General features: G+C 70.2%; 20 protein-coding genes and 3 pseudogenes. 14 read left to right on the top strand and 9 right to left on the bottom strand.

Annotation, left to right across the window (positions count from 1 at the left end; all coding sequences use genetic code 11):
- Positions 1-102: 102 nt before the first annotated feature.
- Positions 103-1,551 carry an amidase gene (locus tag ACZ68P_RS33060; protein WP_471012707.1) on the bottom strand — a complete coding sequence of 483 codons (1,449 nt, stop codon included), beginning with the start codon at positions 1,549-1,551 and terminating at the stop codon, positions 103-105.
- 29 nt (positions 1,552-1,580) lie between these two features.
- Complete coding sequence (locus tag ACZ68P_RS33055; RefSeq protein WP_471012706.1) at positions 1,581-3,227, bottom strand: ABC transporter substrate-binding protein; 1,647 nt, start codon at positions 3,225-3,227, stop codon at positions 1,581-1,583.
- A gap of 379 nt (positions 3,228-3,606) precedes the next feature.
- Between ACZ68P_RS33055 and ACZ68P_RS33050 the strand changes: the two genes are divergently transcribed.
- Positions 3,607-4,068 (top strand): DUF3237 domain-containing protein, encoded by a 462-nt coding sequence (locus tag ACZ68P_RS33050; RefSeq protein ID WP_471012704.1) that lies wholly within the window; start codon positions 3,607-3,609, stop codon positions 4,066-4,068.
- Between the two features lie 76 nt (positions 4,069-4,144).
- On the opposite strand, the gene ACZ68P_RS33045 is transcribed toward ACZ68P_RS33050, so the two are convergent.
- Positions 4,145-4,558, bottom strand: a complete 414-nt coding sequence (locus ACZ68P_RS33045) for a MarR family winged helix-turn-helix transcriptional regulator (protein WP_471012703.1) — start codon at positions 4,556-4,558, stop codon at positions 4,145-4,147.
- 208 nt (positions 4,559-4,766) lie between these two features.
- On the opposite strand from ACZ68P_RS33045, the gene ACZ68P_RS33040 reads away from it, so the two are divergent.
- From ACZ68P_RS33040 to ACZ68P_RS33010, 7 genes are all read left to right on the top strand, one after another.
- Positions 4,767-5,678 (top strand): SDR family oxidoreductase, encoded by a 912-nt coding sequence (locus ACZ68P_RS33040; protein ID WP_471012701.1) that lies wholly within the window; start codon positions 4,767-4,769, stop codon positions 5,676-5,678.
- A 1-nt stretch (position 5,679) separates the two neighbouring features.
- On the top strand, positions 5,680-6,567 hold the full coding sequence (locus tag ACZ68P_RS33035) for an amidohydrolase family protein (protein ID WP_471012698.1): 888 nt from the start codon (positions 5,680-5,682) through the stop codon (positions 6,565-6,567).
- A gap of 34 nt (positions 6,568-6,601) precedes the next feature.
- On the top strand, positions 6,602-7,114 hold the full coding sequence (locus ACZ68P_RS33030) for an AMP-binding protein (protein ID WP_471012697.1): 513 nt from the start codon (positions 6,602-6,604) through the stop codon (positions 7,112-7,114).
- Positions 7,111-8,169, top strand: coding sequence for an AMP-binding protein (locus ACZ68P_RS33025; RefSeq protein WP_471012779.1), 1,059 nt, complete (start codon positions 7,111-7,113; stop codon positions 8,167-8,169). Before ACZ68P_RS33030 ends, ACZ68P_RS33025 begins: the two co-directional genes overlap by 4 nt.
- A 111-nt stretch (positions 8,170-8,280) precedes the next feature.
- The gene (locus ACZ68P_RS33020) at positions 8,281-8,739 is read left to right on the top strand and encodes a MaoC family dehydratase (protein WP_471012695.1); all 459 of its coding nucleotides are present in this window, start codon (positions 8,281-8,283) and stop codon (positions 8,737-8,739) included.
- 211 nt (positions 8,740-8,950) lie between these two features.
- Entirely contained in the window at positions 8,951-9,958 is a 1,008-nt protein-coding gene (locus ACZ68P_RS33015) for a glycosyl hydrolase (protein ID WP_471012693.1), read from the top strand.
- Between the two features lie 132 nt (positions 9,959-10,090).
- Positions 10,091-10,486 carry a hypothetical protein gene (locus ACZ68P_RS33010; protein ID WP_471012692.1) on the top strand — a complete coding sequence of 132 codons (396 nt, stop codon included), beginning with the start codon at positions 10,091-10,093 and terminating at the stop codon, positions 10,484-10,486.
- 28 nt (positions 10,487-10,514) lie between these two features.
- Here the strand turns inward: ACZ68P_RS33010 and ACZ68P_RS33005 are convergent, their stop codons facing one another.
- Entirely contained in the window at positions 10,515-14,339 is a 3,825-nt protein-coding gene (locus ACZ68P_RS33005) for a hypothetical protein (RefSeq protein ID WP_471012690.1), read from the bottom strand.
- 239 nt (positions 14,340-14,578) lie between these two features.
- On the opposite strand from ACZ68P_RS33005, the gene ACZ68P_RS33000 reads away from it, so the two are divergent.
- Positions 14,579-14,737: a hypothetical protein gene (locus tag ACZ68P_RS33000; protein ID WP_471012689.1), complete on the top strand. Its 159-nt coding sequence runs from the start codon at positions 14,579-14,581 to the stop codon at positions 14,735-14,737.
- A 379-nt stretch (positions 14,738-15,116) separates the two neighbouring features.
- Here the strand turns inward: ACZ68P_RS33000 and ACZ68P_RS32995 are convergent.
- Positions 15,117-16,041, bottom strand: a pseudogene (locus tag ACZ68P_RS32995) (LysR family transcriptional regulator).
- A 56-nt stretch (positions 16,042-16,097) separates the two neighbouring features.
- Between ACZ68P_RS32995 and ACZ68P_RS32990 the strand changes: the two are divergent.
- The 3 genes and pseudogenes from ACZ68P_RS32990 to ACZ68P_RS32980 all read left to right on the top strand — a co-directional run.
- Positions 16,098-16,505 carry a DoxX family protein gene (locus ACZ68P_RS32990; RefSeq protein WP_471012687.1) on the top strand — a complete coding sequence of 136 codons (408 nt, stop codon included), beginning with the start codon at positions 16,098-16,100 and terminating at the stop codon, positions 16,503-16,505.
- Between the two features lie 427 nt (positions 16,506-16,932).
- A complete protein-coding gene (locus tag ACZ68P_RS32985; RefSeq protein WP_471012685.1) occupies positions 16,933-17,454 on the top strand; it encodes a DUF6584 family protein in 522 nt (173 codons plus the stop codon).
- A 90-nt stretch (positions 17,455-17,544) separates the two neighbouring features.
- Positions 17,545-18,349, top strand: a pseudogene (locus ACZ68P_RS32980) (carbohydrate kinase family protein); the annotation flags it as partial.
- A 138-nt stretch (positions 18,350-18,487) separates the two neighbouring features.
- Here the strand turns inward: ACZ68P_RS32980 and ACZ68P_RS32975 are convergent.
- Both ACZ68P_RS32975 and ACZ68P_RS32970 read right to left on the bottom strand, forming a co-directional pair.
- Positions 18,488-18,874 (bottom strand): hypothetical protein, encoded by a 387-nt coding sequence (locus tag ACZ68P_RS32975; RefSeq protein ID WP_471012683.1) that lies wholly within the window; start codon positions 18,872-18,874, stop codon positions 18,488-18,490.
- Positions 18,875-19,609: 735 nt separating this feature from the next.
- On the bottom strand, positions 19,610-20,290 hold the full coding sequence (locus tag ACZ68P_RS32970; protein ID WP_471012682.1) for an esterase/lipase family protein: 681 nt from the start codon (positions 20,288-20,290) through the stop codon (positions 19,610-19,612).
- A gap of 822 nt (positions 20,291-21,112) precedes the next feature.
- On the opposite strand from ACZ68P_RS32970, the gene ACZ68P_RS32965 reads away from it, so the two are divergent.
- A complete protein-coding gene (locus ACZ68P_RS32965) occupies positions 21,113-21,922 on the top strand; it encodes a hypothetical protein (protein ID WP_471012680.1) in 810 nt (269 codons plus the stop codon).
- 450 nt (positions 21,923-22,372) lie between these two features.
- Here ACZ68P_RS32965 and ACZ68P_RS32960 read toward each other — a convergent pair whose 3' ends face one another.
- Positions 22,373-22,630: a DUF6221 family protein gene (locus tag ACZ68P_RS32960; protein WP_471012678.1), complete on the bottom strand. Its 258-nt coding sequence runs from the start codon at positions 22,628-22,630 to the stop codon at positions 22,373-22,375.
- A 279-nt stretch (positions 22,631-22,909) separates the two neighbouring features.
- On the opposite strand from ACZ68P_RS32960, the pseudogene ACZ68P_RS32955 reads away from it, so the two are divergent.
- Positions 22,910-23,011 (top strand): annotated as a pseudogene (locus ACZ68P_RS32955) (IS5/IS1182 family transposase); the annotation flags it as partial.
- Between the two features lie 4 nt (positions 23,012-23,015).
- Here the strand turns inward: ACZ68P_RS32955 and ACZ68P_RS32950 are convergent.
- The gene (locus ACZ68P_RS32950) at positions 23,016-23,318 is read right to left on the bottom strand and encodes a hypothetical protein (RefSeq protein WP_471012676.1); all 303 of its coding nucleotides are present in this window, start codon (positions 23,316-23,318) and stop codon (positions 23,016-23,018) included.
- Positions 23,319-23,591 lie beyond the last annotated feature (273 nt).

Below are 23,591 nucleotides of genomic sequence, written 5' to 3'. Positions count from 1 at the left end.
GGCGAGGCCGCCACGATCCGCCGGAGGGAAGACCGACGGCGCGCCCCAGCGGTCGGGTGGGACCGCCGGGGCACGCCGTCGAGAGGCTGAGGGAGCGGGCGATCAGCCGGTCTGTGCCCAGGAGAGGGTCGGCCGGGTGCGCGTGGCCCGGGTCTCGATCGCCGTGGCCACGTGGAGCAGCAGGTCCTCCTGGAAGCGTCCGCCGATCAGCTGCACGCCGGACGGCAGTCCGTCGCGCAGGCCGGTGGGCACGGAGACGGCCGGGAAGCCGAGAACAGGGACCGCCTGCATCGGCCACTGCGCGGCCAGCAGTTCGCTCACGCGGGCGTCGCCTGCGAGGTCGGCGTCCTGCTCGAACGGCGGTTCGGCGCAGACGGGTGTCAGGACGATCCGGTCGTGGCCCAGGAACTGCTGGAGGCGGCTGATGAGGGTGCCGCGGCGGGCGTAGCCCCGGATGTAGTCGGTGAGGGTGGGCTGCTCGCCCCAGGTCTCGGCGGCGGCGGCGAACGAGGCGGCGAGCGAGACGCGTACGGTGTCGTCGCCGAACATCTCGATCTCGGACATCATCGTCTTCAGCTCCTGGTAGAGCAGGAGCGACCACAGCCGGGCGGCCTCGCCGAGGAGGGGAAGGTCGACCTCCTCGACCTCGTGGCCGGCGTCGCTGAGCCAGCGGGCCGCGTCGTCGACGGCGGCGTCGACGCCGGGATGCGGCTTCACACCTCCGGCGTCGCGGACGACCGCGACCTTGACCCGGCGGGGCTCGCCCAGCGGCGGGCGCACAGGGAGGCCCACGGGGTCGGTCAGGTCGGGGCTGACCATGGCGTGCAGACCGAGCCGGACGTCGTCGACGGTCCAGCCCAGCGTGCCGTGGACCGCCATGGTCTGGAAGGACAGCGGGCTGTCGAACTCCTCGGCGCCGCGCGGCTCCACCCCGGAGACGAGCCCCATGGTGGGGCGCAGGCCGACGGCGCCGCAGCAGTAGGCGGGGAAGCGGACGGACCCGCCGATGTCGTTGCCCTGTGCGATGGGCGTCATGCCGGCGGCGACCGACGCGGCGGCGCCGCCGGAGGAGCCGCCCGGAGTGTGGCCGGGGGTCCACGGGTTGAGGGTCTTTCCGTGCAGGTCGTTGCCAGTGAACCAGCGCACGGAGAAGGCCGGGCTGTTGCTGCGGCCCAGCAGGGTCGCGCCCGCGTCGCGGAGGCCGGCGATACAGACCGCGTCGTCCTGGGCGACCGCGTCGGCCCAGGCGGGGACGCCGTGCGACGTGGCGTATCCGCGCTGCGAGGTGTTGATCTTGGTGGAGACCGGGACGCCGAGCAGCGGGGGCAGGTCTCCACCGGCCGCGACCGCCGCGTCGGCGGCGGCGGCCTGGGCCAGGGTGTCCTCCGGCCTGATGTCCACGAGGGCGTTGAGCGCCGGGTTGGTCTCCTCGACGCGGGCGAGGAACGCCTCGGCGACCTCGGTCGCCGAGAACGCCTTCGCGCGGATACCGGCGGCCAGTTCGGCGGCCGAGTGGTCCCACAACGGCCTGTCGCCGGTGGTGTCGGTCATCGTCGTCTCCTGATTCGAAGGGGTGGCGGTCACTTGTCGGTGCCGCCGAGGTAGGCGGCCCACGGCATGCCCATGTACGCGAAGGAGGTCGGCGCGCCGCTGATCCGCTTGTTCATGAACATCCGCTCGTGCGTGGTGGCCAGGAACACCGCCGGGGTGGTGGGGGTGAAGAGGGCCTGGGCCTCGGCGTACGCCGTGGCCGAAGCCGCGGGGTGGGAGGAGGCGCGGGCCTGGTCGAGCAGCCGGCTGACCTCGGGGTTGTCGTAGCCCGTCCAGTTGAAGATGCCACGGGGGGTGACGCTCTCGGCTACGTAGGAGGACGGGTCGGGCATCGTGACGTAGCCGAAGGTGAGGATGAGGTCGAGGCCCTTGCGGACGGAGGGGTCGTAGAAGAGCGAGGACATCTCGGTGGGCTGGAGCTGCTTGATCTCGATGTCGACGCCGATCTTCCCGGCCGCGGCCTGGATGAAGGTCAGCGCCTGCAGTCCGCGCTGGTCGCCCGCGGGGATGGCGGCCACGAGGGGGCGGGAGACCGCGCGGGCCTGCGCGACCAGCTTCCGCGCCTTCTCCGCGTCCGGCTCGGGGACGTCGGGCAGCGCGGCGTAGGCGGCGTCGTACTGGGCGGCGGCCTTGTCCCCCTGCCAGGTCAGCGGTGGGACGAGGGACTTCAGGGTGGTGGCGGCACCGCCGAAGACGTTCTCGATCAGGGCGTCACGGTCGACGACCAGGGACAGGGCGTCCAGAAGCCTGCGGTCGGCCGCGGGCGTCTCGCCGTGGGCGGGGATCAGGAGCACGTTCTGGGTCGACGGGCCGAGGTGCACCGCGCCGTTGCCGGCCTTGCCGAGCGCGGTGGCGCTGCTGGGCGGCAGTTCGTAGGTGCCGTCCACCTCACCGGACAGAAGGGCGCTGGTCAGTGTGTTGTTGTTGGTGATGAACCGGAACTCGACCTGCTTGGCTTTCGGCTTCAGTTTGGGGTCCCAGTAGGCGTCGTTGCGTACGAGGGTGAGGGCGCTGCCGGACTTCCAGGAGCCCAGCTTGAACGGACCGGTGCACATCAGGCCGCCCCTGGTGGTGCCGTAGGCGGAGCCGGCCTTTTCGGTGTACGCCTTCTGATTGACCGCGCCGAACGACGTGGACAGCGCCTTGGGGAGTGTCTGGTCGTACCCCTTGGTGCTCAGGGTCACCTGGTGGGGGCCGGTGGCCTTGACGGAGGTCACGGCGGACAGGTGGTTCCCGTATAGGCCCTGCGTCCTGGGGTCTCGCTGTCGCTGCAGGCTGTGGATCACGTCGTCGGGCGTCATGGGCGAGCCGTCCCAGAACGTGACGTCCGGGCGGAGGTCGAGTACCAGCGTCCGATTGTCGGTCCAGGTGACCTTTCGGGCGAGGCCGGGGCTCAGGGAGAAGTCGGCGTTCATCCGGGTCAGGGTGTCGCAGAGGTTGGCTTCGACGGTCTGGGGCGAGTAGTCGCCGATCTTCGCGGGGTCCAGGGTCGTCGGCTCGCCGTAGGGCAGGGCCCAGGTGATCCGGTCCACCTCGGAGGTGCCGGGGGCCGTGGTGGTGGACAGATCCGCCGGCCTGGGGGTGGCGCTGTTTCCGTTCGACGGGCTGGTGCAGGCCGTGGCGGCCAGCAGTCCCACGCTCGTGAGCACCGTCAGCACCGATTTCTTCGCAGCCATAGCTGATGCTCCTTGCCGAGGGGAGGGAGAAGGAGGGGACGCTCGACATGGGGGAATGACATGGGGGGGAATGAGACACGCCGACGAGCCGTCGTAAACGAACGTCATATAACGCTGTTGCATGTCACGCTTGCATCTGGTGAGCTAGGGCGTCAAGAGCCAGACGTGACCGTCTCGCGCGGACCGGGCTTCCGTCTTCCGGGAACCTTCCGCGCCAGGGCTCGCCGACCAGCGGCGATGCCCTGCGGCCTCATGATGTGCGCCGCCCGCCCGCCTTCCGGGGCGAGCGGCGGCCCGCCCCCGCCCCCGAGGCGAGGACGGGCGGATCGCGCCGGCCGCGCGGGCACACCGCCCCTTCTCACAGAAGCGGAGATCCGCCATGCCCTTCACACCCGCCCTCGACTTCGCGTTCGAGATCCGCGCCGAAGTGTCCGACACGCTGCACATCGGCAACGGTGACGGGGAGGTCACCGAGTTCACCCCCATCACGGGAGGCAGTGTGGACGGGCCCCGACTGCGGGGGACAGTCCTTCCCGGCGGAGGCGACTGGAGCAGCACACGTGGGGAGGTGTGCGAGCTGGAAGCCCGCTATCTGCTCCAGGCGGAGGACGGCGCCGTGATCGACATCGTCAACCGCGGCTACTACCACCCCGCCGCCGACGCTCCGGACCAGTTCGACGGAGAGCTGCAGGTCTCCGAAACCGGGCACTACTACCGCACCTCGCCGGTCTTCCGTACGGACGCCCCCGCCCACCGCTGGCTCGCGGAGACGGTCTTCGTCGGCCTCGCCCGCCCGGACGGCGACAGCGCCGTGATCATCCGCATGTACGCGCTCACCTGAGGGGAGCGCCCCCAGGGCTCGTTCACGGTCCGCGCACCGACCGCGCGGGCCGTGACGCGCCCGCCGCGACCACTGCTCAGGACAGGGATCGCCACGCACCGACCAGCGCCTCCCGGAGTACGCCGACCTGCTCGGCGCTCAGGTCGGCGACCATACGCTCCTCCAGCGCGCGGGCCGGCCCGGCGTACTCGGCGAGCAGTCGCCGCCCCGGGTCTGCGAGCAGGATGAGGCGTTCGCGGCGGTTGGCGGGGTTGGGCTCGCGGCGGATCAGGCCGCGGCTCTCCAGCGCCCGGACCATGTCGGCCATCGACTGGGCGGTGACGAAGGAGTCGCGGGCGAGTTGGGCGGCGGAGATGCCGTCGTGCCGCTCCAGCACCGTCAGGGCGGTGTACTGCAACGCCGTGATCCCGGCGGGCTTGAGCAGCTCCTCCAGACGGGCGCGCACCGCCAGCTCCGTCCTCTTGAGCAGATAGAGCAGCGAGGTGCTCACGTTCGTCCTCCCGTGGTGGGGTTCGGGCGGGTGACGCCGAGAGCTCCCCGCGGTCGGCGCCACCGGGGTGGCGGCGCCTCCTCACCCTAGAGCATTGACAGGAATCCTGTTGATTCTCCAGACTGACGTTCATCAGGATTCCTGTCGATCCCGGCTCGGGCCGGTGCTTCGGCACATCCCCCTTTCCTCCGTACGAGAGGCACCTCTCATGAACCTTCAGGGCAAGGCCGCCGTCGTCACCGGCAGCGGACGCGGTCTCGGACTGGCCTACGCACAGGCCCTCGCTGCAGCCGGCGCCGCCGTGGTCGTCAACGACGTCGACCAGGCCGTCGTCGACGCCGCCGTCGCCTCGATCACGTCCGAGGGCGGCACGGCGACCGGTGTCGTCGCGGCGGTGGGCGACAGCGCGTCGGCGCGGAAGCTCGTGGACACGGCGGTCGAGCAGTTCGGGCGTCTGGACGTGCTCGTCACCAACGCCGGCATCCTGCGCGACCGCGTGCTGTGGAAGATGACCGACGACGACTTCGACGACGTCGTCCGCGTCCACCTGCGCGGCACCTTCACGTGCGCCCGAGCCGCCGCCGTCCGCATGCGCGAGCAGGGCACCGGAGGCCGCCTCGTCCTGATCTCCTCCCCCGCCGGCCAGCGCGGCAACTTCGGCCAGACCAACTACGCCGCCGCGAAGGCCGGCATCGTCGCCATGGCCCGCACCTGGGCCATGGAACTCGGCCGGGCCGGCATCACCGTCAATGCCGTCGTCCCCGTCGCCGCGACCGAGATGACCCGGACGATCCCGGCCTTCGCCCCGGTCATCGAGGAGTCCGAGCGCACCGGCAAGCCGCTGCCGGACTGGCTGCGCAAGGACGAGGGTCTCGGCACCGTCGAGGACGTCGCCGCCCTGATCACCTTCCTTGCCTCGGACGACTCCGACGGAGTCACCGGGCAGGCCATCGGCATCGGCGGCGACCGGCTGGCCCTGTGGGCGCACCCCAAGGAGAAGGCGGTCGCCTTCGCCGACGGAGGCTGGAGCGCCGACGCCCTCGCCACCGAGTGGGCGGGCGGCATCGGAGCCGAGCCGGAGACGTACGGCATCCCCGCGCCGCAGGCCCCGGAGGCATGACATGAGCGGCCTGACACTCGACCTCGACCGGCTCACCGCCATCGACGTACACACGCACGCGGAGATCTCCAAGGACGGCCACGGAGCCCTGAGCTCCGAGCTGTTCGGCGCCTCCGAAGAGTACTTCAAGGCCCACGGACACCGGCAGCCGACCATCGAGGAGATGGCCGGGCACTACCGCGAGCGCCACATGGCCGCGGTCGTCTTCACCGTCGACGCCGAACACGCCACCGGCCACCCGCGGATCTCCAACGAGGAGATCGCCGAGAGCTGCGCCGCCCACGCCGACGCCCTGATCCCCTTCGCCAGCGTCGACCCGCACAAGGGCCGGGCGGGCGTGCGCGAGGCCCGGCGCCTGGTCGAGGAGTACGGCGTCCGCGGCTTCAAGTTCCACCCCAGCATCCAGGCGTTCTCCCCGAACGACCCGCTCGCCTACCCCCTGTACGAGGCGATCGAGGAGCTCGGCGTGCCGGCGCTCTTCCACACCGGCCAGACCGGCATCGGCGCCGGCGTCCCGGGCGGCGGCGGCATCCGGCTGAAGTACTCGAACCCGATGCTGGTGGACGACGTGGCCGTCGACTTCCCCGACCTGCGGATCATCCTGGCCCACCCGTCCTTCCCCTGGCAGGACGAGGCGCTGGCGGTGGCCACCCACAAGCCGCACGTGTACATCGACCTGTCCGGCTGGTCTCCGAAGTACTTCCCTCCGCAGCTCGTCCGGTACGCCAACACCCTGCTCAAGGACAAGGTGCTCTTCGGCTCCGACTATCCCGTCATCACCCCCGACCGGTGGCTCGCCGACTTCGCGGAGCTCGACATCAAGCCCGAGGTCCGGCCGAAGATCCTCAAGGAGAACACCGCCCGCCTGCTCGGTCTGACCACGACCTGACCCATGGGACCGACCACCGACTGAAGGAGACGCCGTGTTGAACCAAGGCATCGGCTCCTGGCCGGCCCGCCGGGCCCGAAAGACCCCCGATCGCATCGCCGTCGTCCACGAAGACCGCGCCTGGACCTACCGCGAGCTGCACGCGCGGGTCCTGCGCCTCGCCCATGCCCTGCGCGGGCTGGGGCTGGCACGGGGCGACCGGATCGCCTACCTCGGACCCAACCACCCGGCTTTCTTGGAGACCCTGTTCGCCGCCGGAGCGTTGGGGGCGGTGTTCGTCCCGCTCAACACCCGCCTCGCGGCGCCGGAATTGGCGTACAACCTGGCCGACTCGGGCAGCACCGTCCTCGTCCACGCGCCCGACCAGTCCGAGGTGGCCCGTGCCGCGACGGCCCAGGCGGGCTGCGGCACCGCATCGTGCTCCCCCGCCCCGACGACTCCCCCGACCCGCTCGGTGTCGAAGACGCCTTCGACTACGAGGAGCTGCTCGTCGGCGCCGGGACCGGCCCGCTGGACGAGGCCGTGGCGCCCGAGGACCCGTGCATGATCATGTACACCTCCGGGACCACGGGCCGTCCCAAGGGCGCCGTCCTCTCCCATGCCAACATCACGTGGAACAGCGTCAACGTCCTCGTCGACACCGACCTCTCCGGCGACGAGGTCACCCTCGTCGTGGCGCCGCTGTTCCACACCGCCGCTCTCAACATGACGTGCCTGCCGACCCTGCTCAAGGGCGGCCGGGTGGTCCTCCTCGGCGCCTTCGACGCCGAGCGCGTCCTGGGACTCGTCGAGGACCTGGGGGTGACGTACCTGTTCGGCGTCCCCACGATGTTCGACGCCATGGCCGCCCGCCCGCGCTGGGAGACCACGGACCTGTCCAGCCTGCGCACCCTCAACTGCGGCGGCGCCCCGGTCCCCGCGCGCACCATCGCCGCGTACCTCGCCCGCGGCCTGGCCTTCAGCCAGGGGTACGGCATGACCGAAGCGTCCCCCGGGGTCCTCTTCCTGGACCGGGAGCAGGCCGCGGCCAAGGCGGGCTCCGCCGGGGTGCCGCACTTCTTCACCGACACCCGCGTCGTGCTGCCGGACGGCAGCGACGCCGGCCCCGGGCAGCGCGGCGAGATCCTGGTCCACGGCCCTCACGTGATGAGCGGCTACTGGGGCCGGCCCGAAGAGACCGAGGCCGCCTTCGCCGACGGCCGCTGGCTGCGCACCGGCGACATCGCCCGCACGGACGACGACGGATACGCCTACATCGTCGACCGGGTCAAGGACATGTTCGTCTCGGGCGGGGAGAACGTCTACCCGGCCGAGGTGGAGGACGTACTCCTCACCCACCCCGCCGTCGCCGAATGCGCGGTCATCGGCGTGCCCGACCCGCACTGGGGCGAGGTGGGCCGCGCCGTCGTCGTCCTCACGCCCGACGCTCGCGCCGGGGAGGACGACATCCTCGGCCACCTGCACGGCCGCCTGGCCAGGTACAAGATCCCCAAGCCCCTCGTCGTGACCGCATCACTCCCCCGCACGGCCACAGGAAAAATCGTCAAGCCGGCCGTACGCGCCACCTACGCACCCGGGACCGCCGAGCGCCACCACCCGTGACGGACACGCCGTCCGCAGCACGCCCGCACAGGCAACGCTCCCCGCTTCCCTGCCATTGCCACGCCACGCCACGCCATGTCATGTCATGTCATGTCATTGAGAGGATTTCCCATGCCCACGATCGCCAGCGGCCTCGACGGACTCAAGGCCCTCAGCGGAGCCGACCTCGGCCGCACCGAATGGACCGAGATCACCCAGGACCGGGTGAACACCTTCGCCGACGCCACCGACGATCACCAGTGGATCCACACCGACCCGGAGAAGGCCAAGGACGGCCCCTTCGGCGGCCCGATCGCGCACGGCTACCTGACCCTCTCCTTCATCATCCCGCTCTTCGGCCGGCTGCTCACCATCACCGGCACCACGATGAGCGTCAACTACGGCCTGGACAAGGTCCGTTTCCCCAGCCCCGTACCGGTCGGCGCGAGGATCCGGCTCCACGGCGCCGTCGGTGCGGTGGAGGAGGTCAAGGGCAACGGCGTGCAGATGCCGCTGACGTTCACCGTCGAGGTCGAGGGCAGCGACAAGCCGGCGTGCGTCGCCCAGGCCGTCTACCGCCACTACGCCTGACCGGACACCCGTTCGCGGATCGCGTCGCATCGCCTCGCATAAAACGCCTAAGAGGGATAAGCGAACAGCTTCTCGGCGGGGTTCAGGAAAAGTTGAGTAAAAGAATTCCGGAGGGGCCACAGAAGGCGAACCGGTCCATTGACGGCTGACGGCGCGGCGGCCACTTTGAGGGCGAAGCAGATTCCGTTCGACCACGAGAGCTGGGACGCCCATGAGAACGATCCGGCACTGCGTCACCTCTGCCGTGACTGCCGCGGCCGTCGCCGCGGCAGTCTTCGTCTGGCCTGCGGCGAATTCCGCGCAGGCATTTCCCGCGACCCCGAAACAGAACGTACTGAACTATCTGCGCTCCATAACCGGGAACAGCATCGTCTCCGGTCAGCACAACAAGGAGCCCGCTTCCGCCCCCGGCCAGTACACGCAGCAGGTGAAGGACGTGACGGGGCAGTACCCCGGGTTGTGGGGCGGCGACCTGATGTTCACCGCCACGGACGTGGCCAACCGCCAGCGCGTGATCGACCAGGCGAAGACCGAGTGGGCGAACGGCTCCCTGGTCAGCCTCACCTGGCACGTCTGCCCGCCGACCGGCGGAAGCACCTGCGCGTTCGAGGGCGGCGTGAAGTCGAACCTGACGAACGCGCAGTTCTCCCAGCTCCTCACCGAGGGAAGCGCCCTGAACAACGCCTGGAAGCGGCGCCTCGACGAGGTCGTCCCGTACCTCCAGCAACTGAAGAACGCGGGCGTTCCGGTCCTCTTCCGGCCGCTGCACGAAATGAACGAAGCGTGGAACTGGTGGGGAAACCACCCGGGAGCGAACGGCAGTGCGCGCCTGTACCAGATCACCCGCGACTACCTCGCCGGGACAAAGGGTCTGGACAATCTGATCTGGGTCTGGAACGTGCAGGACAATCCGGCCGGCGGCTGGAGCACCTACTATCCGGGCAACCAGTACGCGGACGTCGTCTCGCTGGACGTCTGGTACAAGAACCATCCCAGCTCCGCCGACTACCAGCAGATGCGGACCATTGCGGGGACGAAGCCCATGGCCATTGCGGAAATGGGTAAAATGCCGACCTCCGCACTGCTGAACAGTCAGACCCAGTGGTCGTGGTTCATGATGTGGTCCGAGCATCTGCGCGGAAGCAACACCAACGCCGAGATCCAGGCGGCGTATTTCCACCCCCGTGTACTGAACCAGGGCGAGGTCCGGCTGCCCTGACGCCTCCGCGCGTGAACCGCACGGCCGGCGGGCTCGGCCGTGGGTCGGCGAGGGGGACCGGATAATGGATCCGGCCGGGGCCGCCCGCGCGGGTTGCCCCGGCCGGAACCGACCGAAGAGATGGAGGGACCGATGGCGCTCAAGGACGGCCAGCGGGTGAAGCTGGCGGCCGACCTCGGACTGCACGGGTCGCTCTCGCTGACCGGTGACACGCCGGCGGCAACGATGCCGGTCGTCGGGCTGCTGTCCCTGGCAGCGGGCACCGAGGGCACCGTCGAACGGGTCGAGCGGCAGCCTCGGGTGGAGAACCATGAGGTACGCGAATACGTACGTCTCAAGTCCCTCCTCGACGACTTCGGTCCCCACATGCCGCCGGGAAGCAGGAAGCAGCTCGAAGACCAGGTCGGTTCCCTGGAACCCGCGTGGACCGCGTACGAACAGCAAAGGCCCAGCGTCACCGTTCGCGTCCGCCTCGACAACGGATTCGTCCTCGACGAGGTGGAGGAGACCCTCTTCACCGCCTCCTGAGCCGCCTCTTCAGGCGGGGCCTCCCGGGTCACCGCTCCGGTCCCCCGAACAGTTCGACGGCTGCCGCGCGGACGGCGTCCGGGGCGACACTCGCCAGGCGGTCCAGGACGTTCTCCCACGGGCCGACGGCCAGAGCCCGGGCGAGCAGGCGTGCGCGCTGGGGCGGGGTGGCGGCGTCGGAGAGGCTCGCCAGGGTGATCGCCTGGGCCAGTTCTTGGTCGAGGAAGCGGATCAGTGGCTCAGCGTCCGCGACGCGTGCAGACGCCCGTTCGTTGGCGCCGGCCTTCCCCAACGCAACGGCGAGCTCCGTGAGTGCCTCCACCCGGTCGTGCGGAGCGTGAATTCGGTCGATCAATGTCTCCGCCGCGGTGGCCAGCGCGGCCATCCGGTCCCAGGTATCGGGGCCGCTTTCATTCCCCGGCCCGCCCGGAGCGGAAGAGGCCTTCGCGGCAGCGGCAGGGCCGATGGCCTGAGCGCATGCCTTGGCACGCTCCGTGAGATCGGGGATCGCCGCGATGGCCGCATCCGCGCGGTCGTGGTCACCGAGGGTTGTGTACAGCTCCGCCGCACAGGACAGTTCCAGTGCCATGCTCATCATGAAGTGGATCTCGTGGGCGAGCTCTTCGGCTTCTCCGGCCAGCTCTCGGGCCCAGTCGGACATCCCGTGCTCGGCCAGGACCTTGCCGAGGGACACCAGCGCCCGTGCACGACGCGCCAGCTGCTGGTCCGGCGGATTGTCCTCGATCGCGCGGGCGAGCCGCTCGGTCCGACGGGCCAGGGCCATGGCGTGGGCGACGTCACCACGGGTGGCCGCGAGGTCGGTCAGCGCAGTCAGCACCCGACACCGCTGCTCCCCTCCTTCGACCCGCTGGGCCAGGTGTTCGGCGTCCTCGGCGAGGAGGGCGGTGCGGCAGGTCGCTCCCGCGGCCTGTCCGGTCACCGCTTTCGGCCGGAGCGCGGCCTTGGCCAACGTGACCATTGCCAGTGCCCGCTGTTCGTGGTCGGCGATCTGCCGGACTGCCAGCTCGGCACTGATCCAGTCGCCCGCGTCGGTCAGGACCTTCGCGAGGGCGGTCAGGGCGACCCCTTGGTAGTGGGTCGATGTGATGTCGCCGGTCCGGCTGACGGCCATGCGGGCGAGGGCGATGCCTCCTTCGAGTTCTCCCGCGTCTTGTCGCTCCCGGGCCACCACGGCCAGGGCAGCGAGTTGCTGGTACGTGTCGGTGACGCGATGGGCAAGGGTTTCGGCGGCTTCGTGGTCCCCTGTTCGGGCGAGTCCTCGGACCATCGCCGCCATGGCCCTGGCCTGGGTGCTGGAGGTCGTGCCGCCCCGCGCCACGTTCTCGGCCTCCTTCGCCAGTAACGTCGCCCTCGCTCGGTCGACGAGGGCGAGTTCCCGGGCCAGCGAGGCCAGTACGTCGGCGCGGGCGGTGGGGCTGGGGAGGGCGCGGGCGAGGCTCTCAGCCTGGTCGTGATCGCCGGCGGCGGCGAGGGCGACGGCGAGTTCCAGGGTCGCATCGGCCACCGCTGCCTGCTTGAAAGCATCTTCCAAGGCGCTCACCTCCTCCGACTCTTCCTCGGACGGGTCCGTACCGGCCGGGGCTGGTGGGTCGATGGCGTCCACGACTGTCCGGGCGCCCTCGAAGTCTCCAGTGGCGGCGAGGCCTTTGGCCAGTCCGGCCAGCATGTCCTCGCGCCGGAACTTCCAGTGTCCGAACGCCCCAGTGATACGGAGCGCCCTGGAGAGATCGCCGGCGGCGGCGGAGCTTCGTACGAGCCGGGCGTAGGCGATGTGCCAGGCGGTCTCCTGGGGTTGGGCGCGGACGGCTCGTTCCGCTTCGGCGGTGGCCGCCAGGACCCGGGCTTCGTCGCCGGTCGAGGCACGCACCTCTGCCAGTTCGCACCACACGAGTGCGCGCTGGTGGCTGTCCTGGAGCCCGAGGGCTGTCTCCTCGATGGAATCGGCCAGGGCCTTGGCCTTGGTTCGGCCCCTCTCCCCGTCGGCAGCGGCCACCCGGGCCACCACGGCCAGGGCGGTGGCCCGGTAGACGGAGTGAGCGATGCCGGCGGCCACGTGTTCCGCCCGCTCCACGTCACCGGCCCGCGCCGTTCCGCGGGCGAGCGCGGCCCTCGCCTCATCGCGTTCCTCGGGCCGGGAGAAGCCCCGGGCGATCTCTTCCGCGCCGGTGGGATCACCGGCCTCTGCGAGGCCTTCCACCAGGAAGAGAAGGGCCCGTCTCTGTGGAAACCTGTCCGAAGCGGAGCGGGCGATCGCCTCGGCCCGGTGGGGCTGTCCCAGTACCGCCCAGGCGGCCGGCAGGCAGTCGGGCATGGCGGTGTTGCGCTCCGCCAGTTCGTTGCGGTGGACGGACAGGCGCAGCATCCGGGTGAGGTCGGGGTGGTCCTGTCCGAGAAGGAAGTCCTGTGCCGTGGCGATCTCGGCGAACGCGGCAGCGTCCCCGCCGGAGAGGTCGAGCTGCCGGTTGTGGCGGGCGGCGTCGGCGGCGCAGCGGAGCATGTCGGCTTCCGCCTCTGCCGCGCCGGTGCCGGTTTCGCCGGCCGCTGCCCGCAGCATCCTGTAGTAGCCGGTGAGCAGGTACTCGGGCGTGTCCGCGGGCCAGTCGCGCTGCCGGTAGGTCTGGGCCCAGGCTTGCAGACGCCGGCGGTGGCGGAGGAGGCCGGCCGCGCCGAACGCGGCCTTCGACATGACCTGGAGCTCTTCGTGGGCGAGCGCGTAGAGGTCGGTGGCTTCCTGCTGCCACAGTCCGGGGCGGGTGCTGAAGGCTCGGCCCGTCACGGCGTGCAGCCTGTCCTCGACCTCGTAGCCGGGGAGGCCGGTGAGTTCGGCGAGGTCAGCACGGGTCAGGCCGCCACCGGCCGCCGTGACCAGCCCCAGGAGGTCCTGGCCGGCGGAGTCGCCGTGCAACAGGCGTTTCAGATCGCGCTCCGCGGCGGTGCGGACCACTTGGGCATGCCGGGAGAGCGCGAGGTTCCGGACCACGCCGCCCTGGCGCAGCGGGTGGTCGTCGGGCACGTCGTGCGGGATCGGCGGGTGCGGGCGGCCCGCGACCACGACCCGAAGGCCCCTCGGCACGCGCACGGGCAACAGGGCGGCGATGCTGTACGTCCCGGGACCGCCTGACACGCCCTGATCCTCGTCCAACCCGTCCACGAGGAGGACGAGCCGGCGGCCGCGCCGCAGGCAGGTCGCCGCGGCCGCGTCCAGAAGCCTCGTCACGTGTGCCTCCCGCAGCTCCCGGGGCGGGAGAGGCACCCGGCTTCCCCCTAGGGCGGCGAGCTGTTCGGCGACGGCCTCCAGGAACGCCCACCGGTCGTTGTGGCTGGCGAACCGGGCGGTCACGAAGAACGAGACGACGTCGGTGTTCGGCGGTGGGTTCAGCGCGAACCACGACATCAAGGCGGACTTGCCGGCCCACGCGGGAGCCTGCCACCACAGGTAGGCGTTCTCGGTCGGGCCGCCCGAACCGAAGGCGGCCAGCTCGGCGAGTTCCGCGGTGCGGTCGCGGAGTTCGGCGGGGGCGATCTGGCGAACGTAATCGGTGTAGAGGGACGCAGCCGGGCGGGTGCGGCGGACCCGGCCGTTCCGGGCCTTTCGGTAGAGCTCCTGCCCCTTGGCCACTTCGTCCGAGCCGCCGCCCAAAGCCCGTATCAGACTGGTCAGCTGGGCCTGGTCGACGGGCAGGCGCGCACCACGAAGCAGTTCGTTGACCGCCGATGGCGAGCTGAGATTCATGCGCTCGGCGATGCCGCGCAGGCCTTCGCGGCCGTTTCCCTCACGGACCTTGTCCAGAAACAGGAGCAGATTCCGTACGGGCCCCGATTCGGGCCACATGCTCCGGTCGGTCGGCTTCCCCGTCGCCAATCGAGCCCTCTCCCCCGCTCCCGCAAGTGTCCACCGGGTGTCCTACGGCAGCTCCTGTCGACGTCGCCGAACCGCTGGTCAGCCCCCTGTCCGTCACGCCTGCCGCAGACAGGACAGCACATCGCACCGTCCTGGGGCGGCCGAAGCGCAGGATTCGTTCCGTCACCGGTGCCGGCCGGCCCCCCTTCTCTCAGGACAGGACACGGATCATGAGCCAGTGGATCTCCCTCATCGAGCTGGTCGGCAGCCTCGCGGGCGCCGCGACCGCCGCCTTCACCCTTGTCACGGCGGTCACCGAAGCCAGGCGCAGGTTGGGCCGACGGGCAGAACGTCCCGGCCGCGACGACAACCGACAGGACGGCGAGTGACCGGGGGTTTGACCGGACCGCAGGGACGCGGAGCGGGAGTACGGCCCGGCGGACCGTACCCCCGGCTCCGTGCCCCTGCTCGGGAGCTGGGCCCTCTCGACTCCACCACCCCCGCGTACACCGCCGAGCCCGGCAACGGCCCGAACACAGCAGGTGGCCGCCCTCGAGCCCCTCGCGACAATGGCGGTTACTACGACGGGAACTACGACAACGACGACGAGTGGCACCGTGACTACGGCAACCCTGATGAGTATGACGACGGAAATTACGACAACGACGATGCTTATCACCGCAAGTACGGCAGAAACTGACCCACGCATCCCTCGCCGGTGGGCTTCCCGGTGAGGCATGGGCCTGCGGGTTGCCGCATCCTTCACCGTCATGAAGCACCGGCCCATCCGCCCTTCTCGCTGGGCGGGCGGTGGTCCAGGCAGCAGCGGACGAAGTCCTGGACGACGGGGTCGGTGTCGGCGGCGGGCGGCCAGGCGACGCCGACGCTGGTCGGGGCGACGCCGGTGACGGGCCGGTAGACGATGCCGGGGCGCGGGTAGAAACGGGCGGCGGACGCGGGGGCGAGGGCGATGCCGTATCCGTTGGCGATGGCGGTGAGCCAGTCGTCCGGGTTCTCGGTGACGGCTCCGATACGGACGGGCCGGCCCTCGCGGGCGTCAACGGCCAGCCAGTAGTCGTGCCAGGTGCCGGTCTCGGGCGGGGCGGCGACGAAGGGCTCGTCCCACAGCTCCGGGAAGGGGATCTCGGCACGGCCGGCCAGGGGGTGGTCGTCGGGCAGGACGACCCACCGGTCCTCGGTCAGCAGCGTTTCACTCCGCAGGCCGTCCTGTCCGGGGAAGGGGAGCCGGAGCAGCGCGGCGTCGACGTCCCCCGCGGCAAGACCCGCGGTGGGGTCCGACCACGGCGCCTGGCGCATGTCCACGCGCCAGCCGGGCCGGCGGGCGGCGAACGCAGCGGTAATCCGCGGGGTGAGCTCGTTGGCGGCGCTGGCCAGGAAGCCGACGCGCAGGACGCGGGCGGCGCGCGAGGCCGCGCTCCGGGGAATCGCGGCGCACGCGGTCCCAGTCGGCGAGCAGGCCGGGGACGCCGGCGGCGAGGGCGCGGCCGGGCTCTGTGAGGGTCATACCGGCCCGGGAGCGGGTGAAGAGCCTGACGTCGAGGAGGGTTTCCAGCTGCCGGATCTGTTTGGTGAGCGCCGGCTGGGAGATGAACAGCCGTTGCGCGGCCCGGGTGAGGTTGCCTTCCTGGGCGACGGCGGCGAAGTAGCGGAGCAACCGGGTGTCCACATCCATGCCGTCAGGTTATGGATGCAGGTATTGGACCCGCAACCGCGGGCGCGGGGAGGGTGGTGAGCAGGGCCGAACGCCCTCTCGTCGGGCTCATCACCATGGAGGCTTCCGTGTTCGCCGTCTACGTCGTCCTCGCCGTGCTCACCTCCACCGGCCTCGCGTACGGCGCGTACCTGGACTTCGTCCGGCACCCGTCGATCGCCTCGATCGCGGACCGGTTGAGCGTGCCCCAGGCATGGATGAGGCCGTTGGGTGCGTGCCTGGCGGCGGGCTCGGCGGGACTGCTCGCGGGGATCCCCGTCCCGTGGATCGGAACGGCGGCCGGGATAGGGCTGGTGCTGTACTTCCTCGGGGCGCTCGGCGCACATCTGCGGGTCGGCGACCTCCGTATCGGCGGGGCGCTCCTCTTCCTGGCGCTGTCGGTCGCCGTGCTCGTCCTGGGCATCGCGGTGCACGGGGTGAAGTAGGCGCAGGACATGCCGTACGGGCTCGGCCCCCTCATCCCTGTGGGAGCGGCGAGCGGCCGACTGATATCCCGATCAAGGGTCGGCCGGGATATCGCTACGGCGCCAACGGGCCTGCACTCAGGCGGAATTGACGTGCGAGGAGCCAGAGCGAGCAACTGCGCCCGCCCGAGGGCCAGCCCCACCCGGGCGGGCGGAGCGACTGCGTGGGGTAAGGCCGACGTACGGACGAGGGCGTGCCTGTTTCGGATACGTCGGCGAACCGATGTCCTGTGGGCCATGGTGATCCTGTTGTCGCCTCGGAGGTGGAGTCGCGGCTGTGGGCTCGGCTTGCGCACGAGCCGGAAAGCGGCACCACCCACCCCGAACAGCGGCGGTGCCTCGGTATAACGGGTCGAGTCCTCGAGCTCGAGTGCTCGATCATGTGTTCATGTCTCAGTTGCACACCCTCGCCCGAGTCGACGCCGATCTCGCCGCCGGGCGGGTACCGATGGCGCGGCAGCGGCTGCGTGGGCTGGTCTCGTCGTTCCCCTACGATCTGACGCTGCGCCGCCGGCTCGGCGAGGTATACCGGCTGTACGGGGACGCGGCCCAGGCGGGGCGCTGGATGTACCTCGAGGAGGACCGGAGTGCGGAGGAGACAGCCGCGTTCGAGGCGCGGTACCAGTCGCCCCCGCGGCGCATGAAGGCCCTTGCCTGGCGCGGGCCCGAGACGCTGGCCGCCACCGCCTTTGCCAAGGAACAGCTGGTCGCGGTGCGTACCGCCTGCGCCGAGCGGTTCGGGCGCCCGGTCGACTGGGACGACCCGGCCTCCTACGAGGGGAGCGAGTGGGTCGCGCCGGACGCCAAGGTGTGGACGTTCCGCGGTGTCGTGCTGGGCGGCGGCCTTTTCGTGGGTGTGGCGGGGCACGTGTGGCTCTGGGTACTCGGGGTGATGTCCCTCTTCGAATAGGGCGGGGTCGGGTGACCGGGGTCGTCACGTCCGGTCGTCGGGACCAACTGATCGCGCCAATTGGCGGCCACCTCCCCGGCCCGGGTCCACGATGCCTTCGGTACGCTCTTCCGCAACCGCCTCAGCGCCTCCGGCGTCGACCTCACCGGCAGTGTCACGGCCACCGAACCCAGCACAATCGCCGTCGCCGATCTCGACACGGCCGGTCAAGCCACCTACACGTTCTACGCCGACCGCGCCGCCGACTGGCAATGGACCGACAGCGAACTCGCCGCGGCCCGGAACGACGACGCCGTCTGTCTGCACACCGGCTCCCTCGCGCTGATACGGCAGCCCGGCGGCGGCCGCATCCAGGCCCACCTCGCTCAAGCGCGCGAGCACGCCACCATCTCCATCGACCCCAATGTGCGTCCCCTGCTCGTACCACCCTCCGCCTACCGCGAACGACTGCCCCACTGGTGCGCGGCCGCGGACATCCTCCGCCTCAGCGAGGACGACTGTGCCATCCTCGCCCCGGGAACGGGACTGGAAGAAGCGTGCGACACCTGGCACGCGGCCGGCGCCCGCCTCGTCGTCATCACCCTGGGCGGAAACGGGGCCCTCGCGTCCCTCGACGGCCGGCGCGTCACCGTCACGGCTCCCCCCCGTCACCGTCGTCGACACCGTCGGCGCCGGAGACTCCTTCACCGCGGGCCTCCTCCACCGCCTCGCCGCCCTCGGACACCTCGGCGGCCGCCTCGACACACTGACCCTCGACAGCATCACCGACGCCTGCTCGTTCGCCGCTCAGGTCGCCGCCCTGACGTGCTCGGTCCCCGGCGCGAATCCGCCGCGGGCCGGTGAACCGGGGCTGCGGAACGGCGCCGAACGATCGCTGCCCCGGCACCCCGGCTGAGAGGCCGTCGCGTGCGTGGATCCCGCCCCTGGCCGGGACCCACGCTGCGAGCTGCACATCCGAGGACGCCGTTCCGCCCAGACAGCGGGACTGGGCCCCCCTCCGTCGACGTCCGGGCGTCAACGCCCTACTCAGCGGTCAGGTGCGTGGTTGTGGCTCCTGCTGATGGGCTGCCCGATGCTCCCGCCCCTCGGACGTGAGCGGCTCCGCAGGGCGTCCCTCCCGCTCACGCTGCCTGGCTGCCAGAGCCCTCGCCAGCACCTTCGCCCGGTAGGGGTTGGAGGTACCGAGGGCCTTCGCCACCTCCACGGCCTCGTCCAGCAGGGCCAGCCGTCGCTCGGGCAACTCCCTGACCAGAGGCGACGCGCTCTCCTCCACCAGGACGTACGCCAGCTTCGAGCCGTACGCCTCCACATCGACCTGTGTCAGAAGGCGGTAGATCCACAGCCCCTCCGTACCCCGTACCACCCGCCGGTTGGCACTGAGCAGCCTGACCCTCGCCAGCACAACCATGTCCTGATCCATCGGTCTCCTTCGTCCCCCCACCCCCGCCCGGTGCACGTCACACGGCGAGACAGCACGGCGAACGTGCCGACAACCGAGGAAGGCTGCAGGCACGTTGGCCGAAGAGTGGATGACGACGAGTCTGGCGGCGCGGTACCGGCTGCCACAAGGCCGGACGGACGTGCCGTGCGTCCTACCGAAACCGCCTCCGAACAGGCATGATGGACCTGACACTCACTCAAGCTCTGTCTTTCTGCGCACGCGCGGCCGTTCGATCGCTTCGGCGCCCCGGCCGGGCCGAGTCGGGAACCGGCCCCACCGTCCCGCTGCCCCACCGGCGCACCCAGGCCCGTCTCGCCGCCCAGCTCCTCATCCGCGCATGCGCGAATAGCTGATCGTTCAGCCTGCCGGCGCACCTCCTGGTCGCCGCGGTGGGCATTGCGGCGGACGGTCACGTCCGAGACGTGACCGTCCGTCGGACCGATCACCCCGCCACGTCCCGGCTTCGATGAAAGGGAATGGGCGCCAAGGGAGATCGATGCAGGCCGCCGCGGGCGCTCTCAGCCTGCCGGGCGAACAACAAGATGGCCGCCATCGTGCCTGAGGTGCCCTCAGAACGCTTGGTTTGGCTCGTCGGCCGTCGCTGGGCAAGAGGGAGACTTCGACGTCTCCCACGCGGGCCGCCCATCGCTTTCCCCAGCCCACCGCGGAGCGACCCTCGTTGAGCAACTGTTCTCGTATCGCCTGTGCGGTGCGTCAGGCGTTACTGAAGTCGCGCACCTGCCCGTAGACGGTCGGATCCGAACCGATGGCGGTGTGACTGAGGCAGGCGGTCTGGATGTTCTTCGCGCCATTCAGGGAGACGCTGCTGTCGGGGTTGATGATCGTGTCGCAGGGCGACCACCAGGTGCCGTAGCGCGGGTTGCCCGGGGTTTCGTCACCGGCGTTCAGCGACGTGAGGAAGGTGGAGCCGATGCGCATCTCGAGGCAGGAGGTGTAGGCGCACCCATTGGCCCAGTCGGTGCCGTGGTTGGGACCGGCCAGCGAGACCCAGGCGTCGATCTTTCCGCTGCCACCCAGGTTCTTGGCGTAGTAGCGACTGGAGAGCCCGCCCATCGAGTGGCTGACGATGTCGACCTTGGACGCGCCGGTGGCCGCGAGCAGGCGGTCCACCTCGGCGGCCAGTTGCTGGGCGGTGGTGGCGTTGGACTGGCGCCAGTCGTAGCTCCACTGGTCCAGGTATGACGAGGGCCAGCCGTCGGCTCGGAAGTCGTCGGCCATGGTGTTCCAGTAGGAGCCGGACGAACTGTATCCGTGGACGAACAGGATGGGGTTGCTGGACGCTCCGAAAGTGGATGTTCCGGCGGCGTGACCCGGAGCCGCGGACGTGAGCCCAAGCAGGGCGCTTGCGAGGGCGGCGAGCACGTACTTCTTCAAGGCGTACCTCTAGGTGATCGGCTCGGTGGGGGGCGGCGCGACCAGAGGTTACTTCTTGGTAGACCAGCCGGGTCAATGGTCCTCCAGGGATCGATACCAGCCCTTGACCTGTGGTTTCGCTCCGAGTCGTAGCGTTGTGAGGTGTCGTGGCGGCCCTGAATGAGCCTCAGCCGGCTGCGGAACGTGCCGAGGGCGTCGTTCACGGACCGGACGCGACAACGGGATCCCTGCGCAGCGCGGGTGGGACCTGCGAGGAGGCCGCGTCACCCGGCCCGTCCACCCTCCTCGTTGGAGAACCGCTGGTTGACCTTGGTGCCGTAGACGTTGACCGCCTGGATCGGATGCCACTCCGCGCGATATATGGCATCCGACTGGCCGGCCGTCGGCCGCCTCCCGCAGGAAGACCGCGAGCTCCGCAGGGACCCCCTCGCCGACCTGATCATCAGCATGCGCGGACTCATCGTTACGGACGCCCAGAACCCACACCCGACCAGCTTCACCAAAGACGTAGGGTCACCCCCCACCGATCAGAAATGCCGCTGCTCGTGGACATGCGGCGCTCGCCGTCTTGGGTGGGCGGCTCCTGAAACGGACCGAGCTGAGCAAGCACTGAATGACACGGTGCGCGTACTGCTCGGCCAGGCGAGGGCGTTTCGGGAGTGGGGCAATGAGCCTGCTCTCTCAGGTACATGGGGCGCCCTCACCACCATCGCCCGGCAATGGCGACGCTGAGGAAATCGCGGCGGTGACGGGCCGGTGCAGTGAATCGCACCGCTCGCCCCGGGCCGGCGCCGCCTGACGGCGACGGCCTAAAGTGGCGAGATGTTTGCACCTGCCGACCGGGCGGCCCTGGACCTGCTGGAAGCCCATCTGGAGGCACTGTGGGACGCGAGGGACGCCCCGCTCCCGCCGGAGCCGCTCGGCCTCCCGGCGGAAGAAGAGGGCGAGCTCGTCCGTTGGGCCCTCGACCGACTCCGGCGCATCCCGCGCGAGCCGAAGGACGCCTTCTCCCGGGAAGTCGGCGGCTTGCTGGCGCAGTTCCGCTCGCGCCGCAGCCCCTGGAACGCGGCGGCGCTGCGCCTGCTGGACGACACGTACACCTTCGTGGCCACCGGTCCTCGACGGCACGAGGACTGGACGCACGACATCCATGCAGTACTGCACCGGACGGTCGCCGACCCCCGCGGCTGGATCCGGCTGGACGGGGACCGCATCAACCCCGCCCGCCAGACGGTGCCTGCGTACCCCTTCGACCCGCCGGACCTGGCGGAGTTGTCGGCCCGTCTGTACCCCTTGAAGGCAGAGGCGGCAGTCGCCGCACTGGCCATCATGGCGGAGGAATGGCAAGGGGAGCCTGCCCCCGTCCGCTCCCGCCCCAACCGGGACGCCCTGCTGGCGGATGCCCGGTTGTTGCTCGACCGCTACGGGTCCCGTGCCCGCTACTGGACCAACGCGACGGCCGCCGCCTCCGACCCGGCCCCGAACTTCCTCACCCATGGCCTCCAGGGCACCGCCTCCCACTGTTTCCACACCCGCGAGTACATCGCCGGCCTCGACATATTCGAGGACCTGGGCGTGGTCGCGGTGAACGACGAGGAGGCAGGCGTTTTCTGGTCGTTCGGGGCGTACTGACGACCATCACGGAACATGCGCCCCCGTACCCACACGGGTCGACCCCGCCGCTCCCGACACGATGCCACCGACCCACGAAGATCCTCAGGGCAACGACGCCACGCCACGCTTCTCCAGCCCAGCAGAACCGCTGATCCGATGTGTCGAAGACGACTCACTCGCGTCAGCTCGCGTCGACGAGGACATGCGGCGGCTCGCGGAGGGAGACCGGCTTACTGAAGCCGGGGACGACGACGGCTGGTAGCGCCCTGCGGCTTCCACAGATCACCCCTGAACGCGCCTGGATATCGGCAAGCCTCGGCCCCACGCCCCTGGGCCATGTCCCGGCTCCAAAAACGGACGGCTCCGTCCGTGCTGGCAGAATGGCGCACCCTCACTGAACGTCAGTTCCGTTGCCCGACCGTCCGGTCCAGCGCCGACGCGGCCCAGGGAGTCTCTCTTTGATGGGTCCTACGAAAGCCACTCTTGACGGTACCCGGGGTGCTCGACGTACGACTGCGCCAGAACGTTGAGCGCGTACGCGAGACCTGCGTGGCGGGCATCCGCCGGATCCATTGCCTCATATGGCCTGGCCAGCATGTCGACCATGTCGAGCATCGGCAGGTGGCTGTCGAGGAGGGCTTCGCCGCCGAAGCGGTGGGCCACCTCGGCATAGGCGTGGTTGTCCGCCATGTTGCGGTCCCGAAGGAATGTGACGAGGTCGTCCATGAGGTCATCTTCGCGCACTGGCAGCGGCGGCGGGTGAGTCATTTCCGTCTAGACGGGCCCGCCTGCTGATCATCTTCGTGCCCGGATGAGGATGGCGGCGGGGTGGAGCGTGGCTTGGTAGACGATGGGAACTTGTCGGTCCGCAGAGCCAGACCAGGCCCCAGGGGCGAGGTCGTCCTCTCGGTGGATTCCGCGTTCGGGACGGTCGCGGGGCGGCCTGACCTGCAAACTCCATCTCGCCGGTGAAGGCGGCTGCCGCCCGCTGGCGTTCCTAGTTAACTCAAGAACTCCCGGGCGATCGCTACTCGCTACGACAAGAGGGACTACGTCTTCCACGGCACCGTCACCACCGCTGCGGTCCGGCTTTGGCTCCGTTCCTGATTGGTCACCCCTGGAACACTTGCCAGGTTGTTCCGGAAGCCTCATCGCGGGTCGCGAAGTGTCCCAGTGGCAGGGCCGGCAGGCTGGCCAACGACGGATCGCGCTCCAGCAGGTGAGCTGCGTGAAGCAGCCGCGGGCGGCCGAACCAGCGTGGTTCGGCACCCGAAAACGCCTGCCAGTCTCCGTCCTCATCGAGGTGCACCCGCATGACCGGCTGCCCACGGAACACCCGCTTGGACACGAACACGTGATCATCAGGGGAGAGAGCCTGCACCGGGCCACAGCCTTCGTGCGCGCTGCTGTCCATCTTCCCTCCCTGGCCGAAGGGCCCCATCTCAGCACACCCCTTGCACACAGGTGCATCGAGGCTGCTCAAAAGGCGGCTTCGCTAGATCCGCCGGACAGAACCTAGTGACCCGAGTCGGAGGTTTGTCGTTAGTTCGGTATGAGTCGTCCGGGTCCGAAGATTCCGCCGTTGTCAGTGACTGATACCCAACGGGCTGTGTTGGAGGGCTGGGTGCGTCGGCGTACGACCGCGCAGGCGTTGGCTCAGCGTTCGCGCATCGTGTTGGAGTGTGCG

This window comes from Streptomyces sp. NPDC036822 (genome assembly GCF_055609145.1).
Note: the sequence above shows the minus strand (reverse complement) of the source record. Positions and strands in the feature narration are given on the sequence as shown.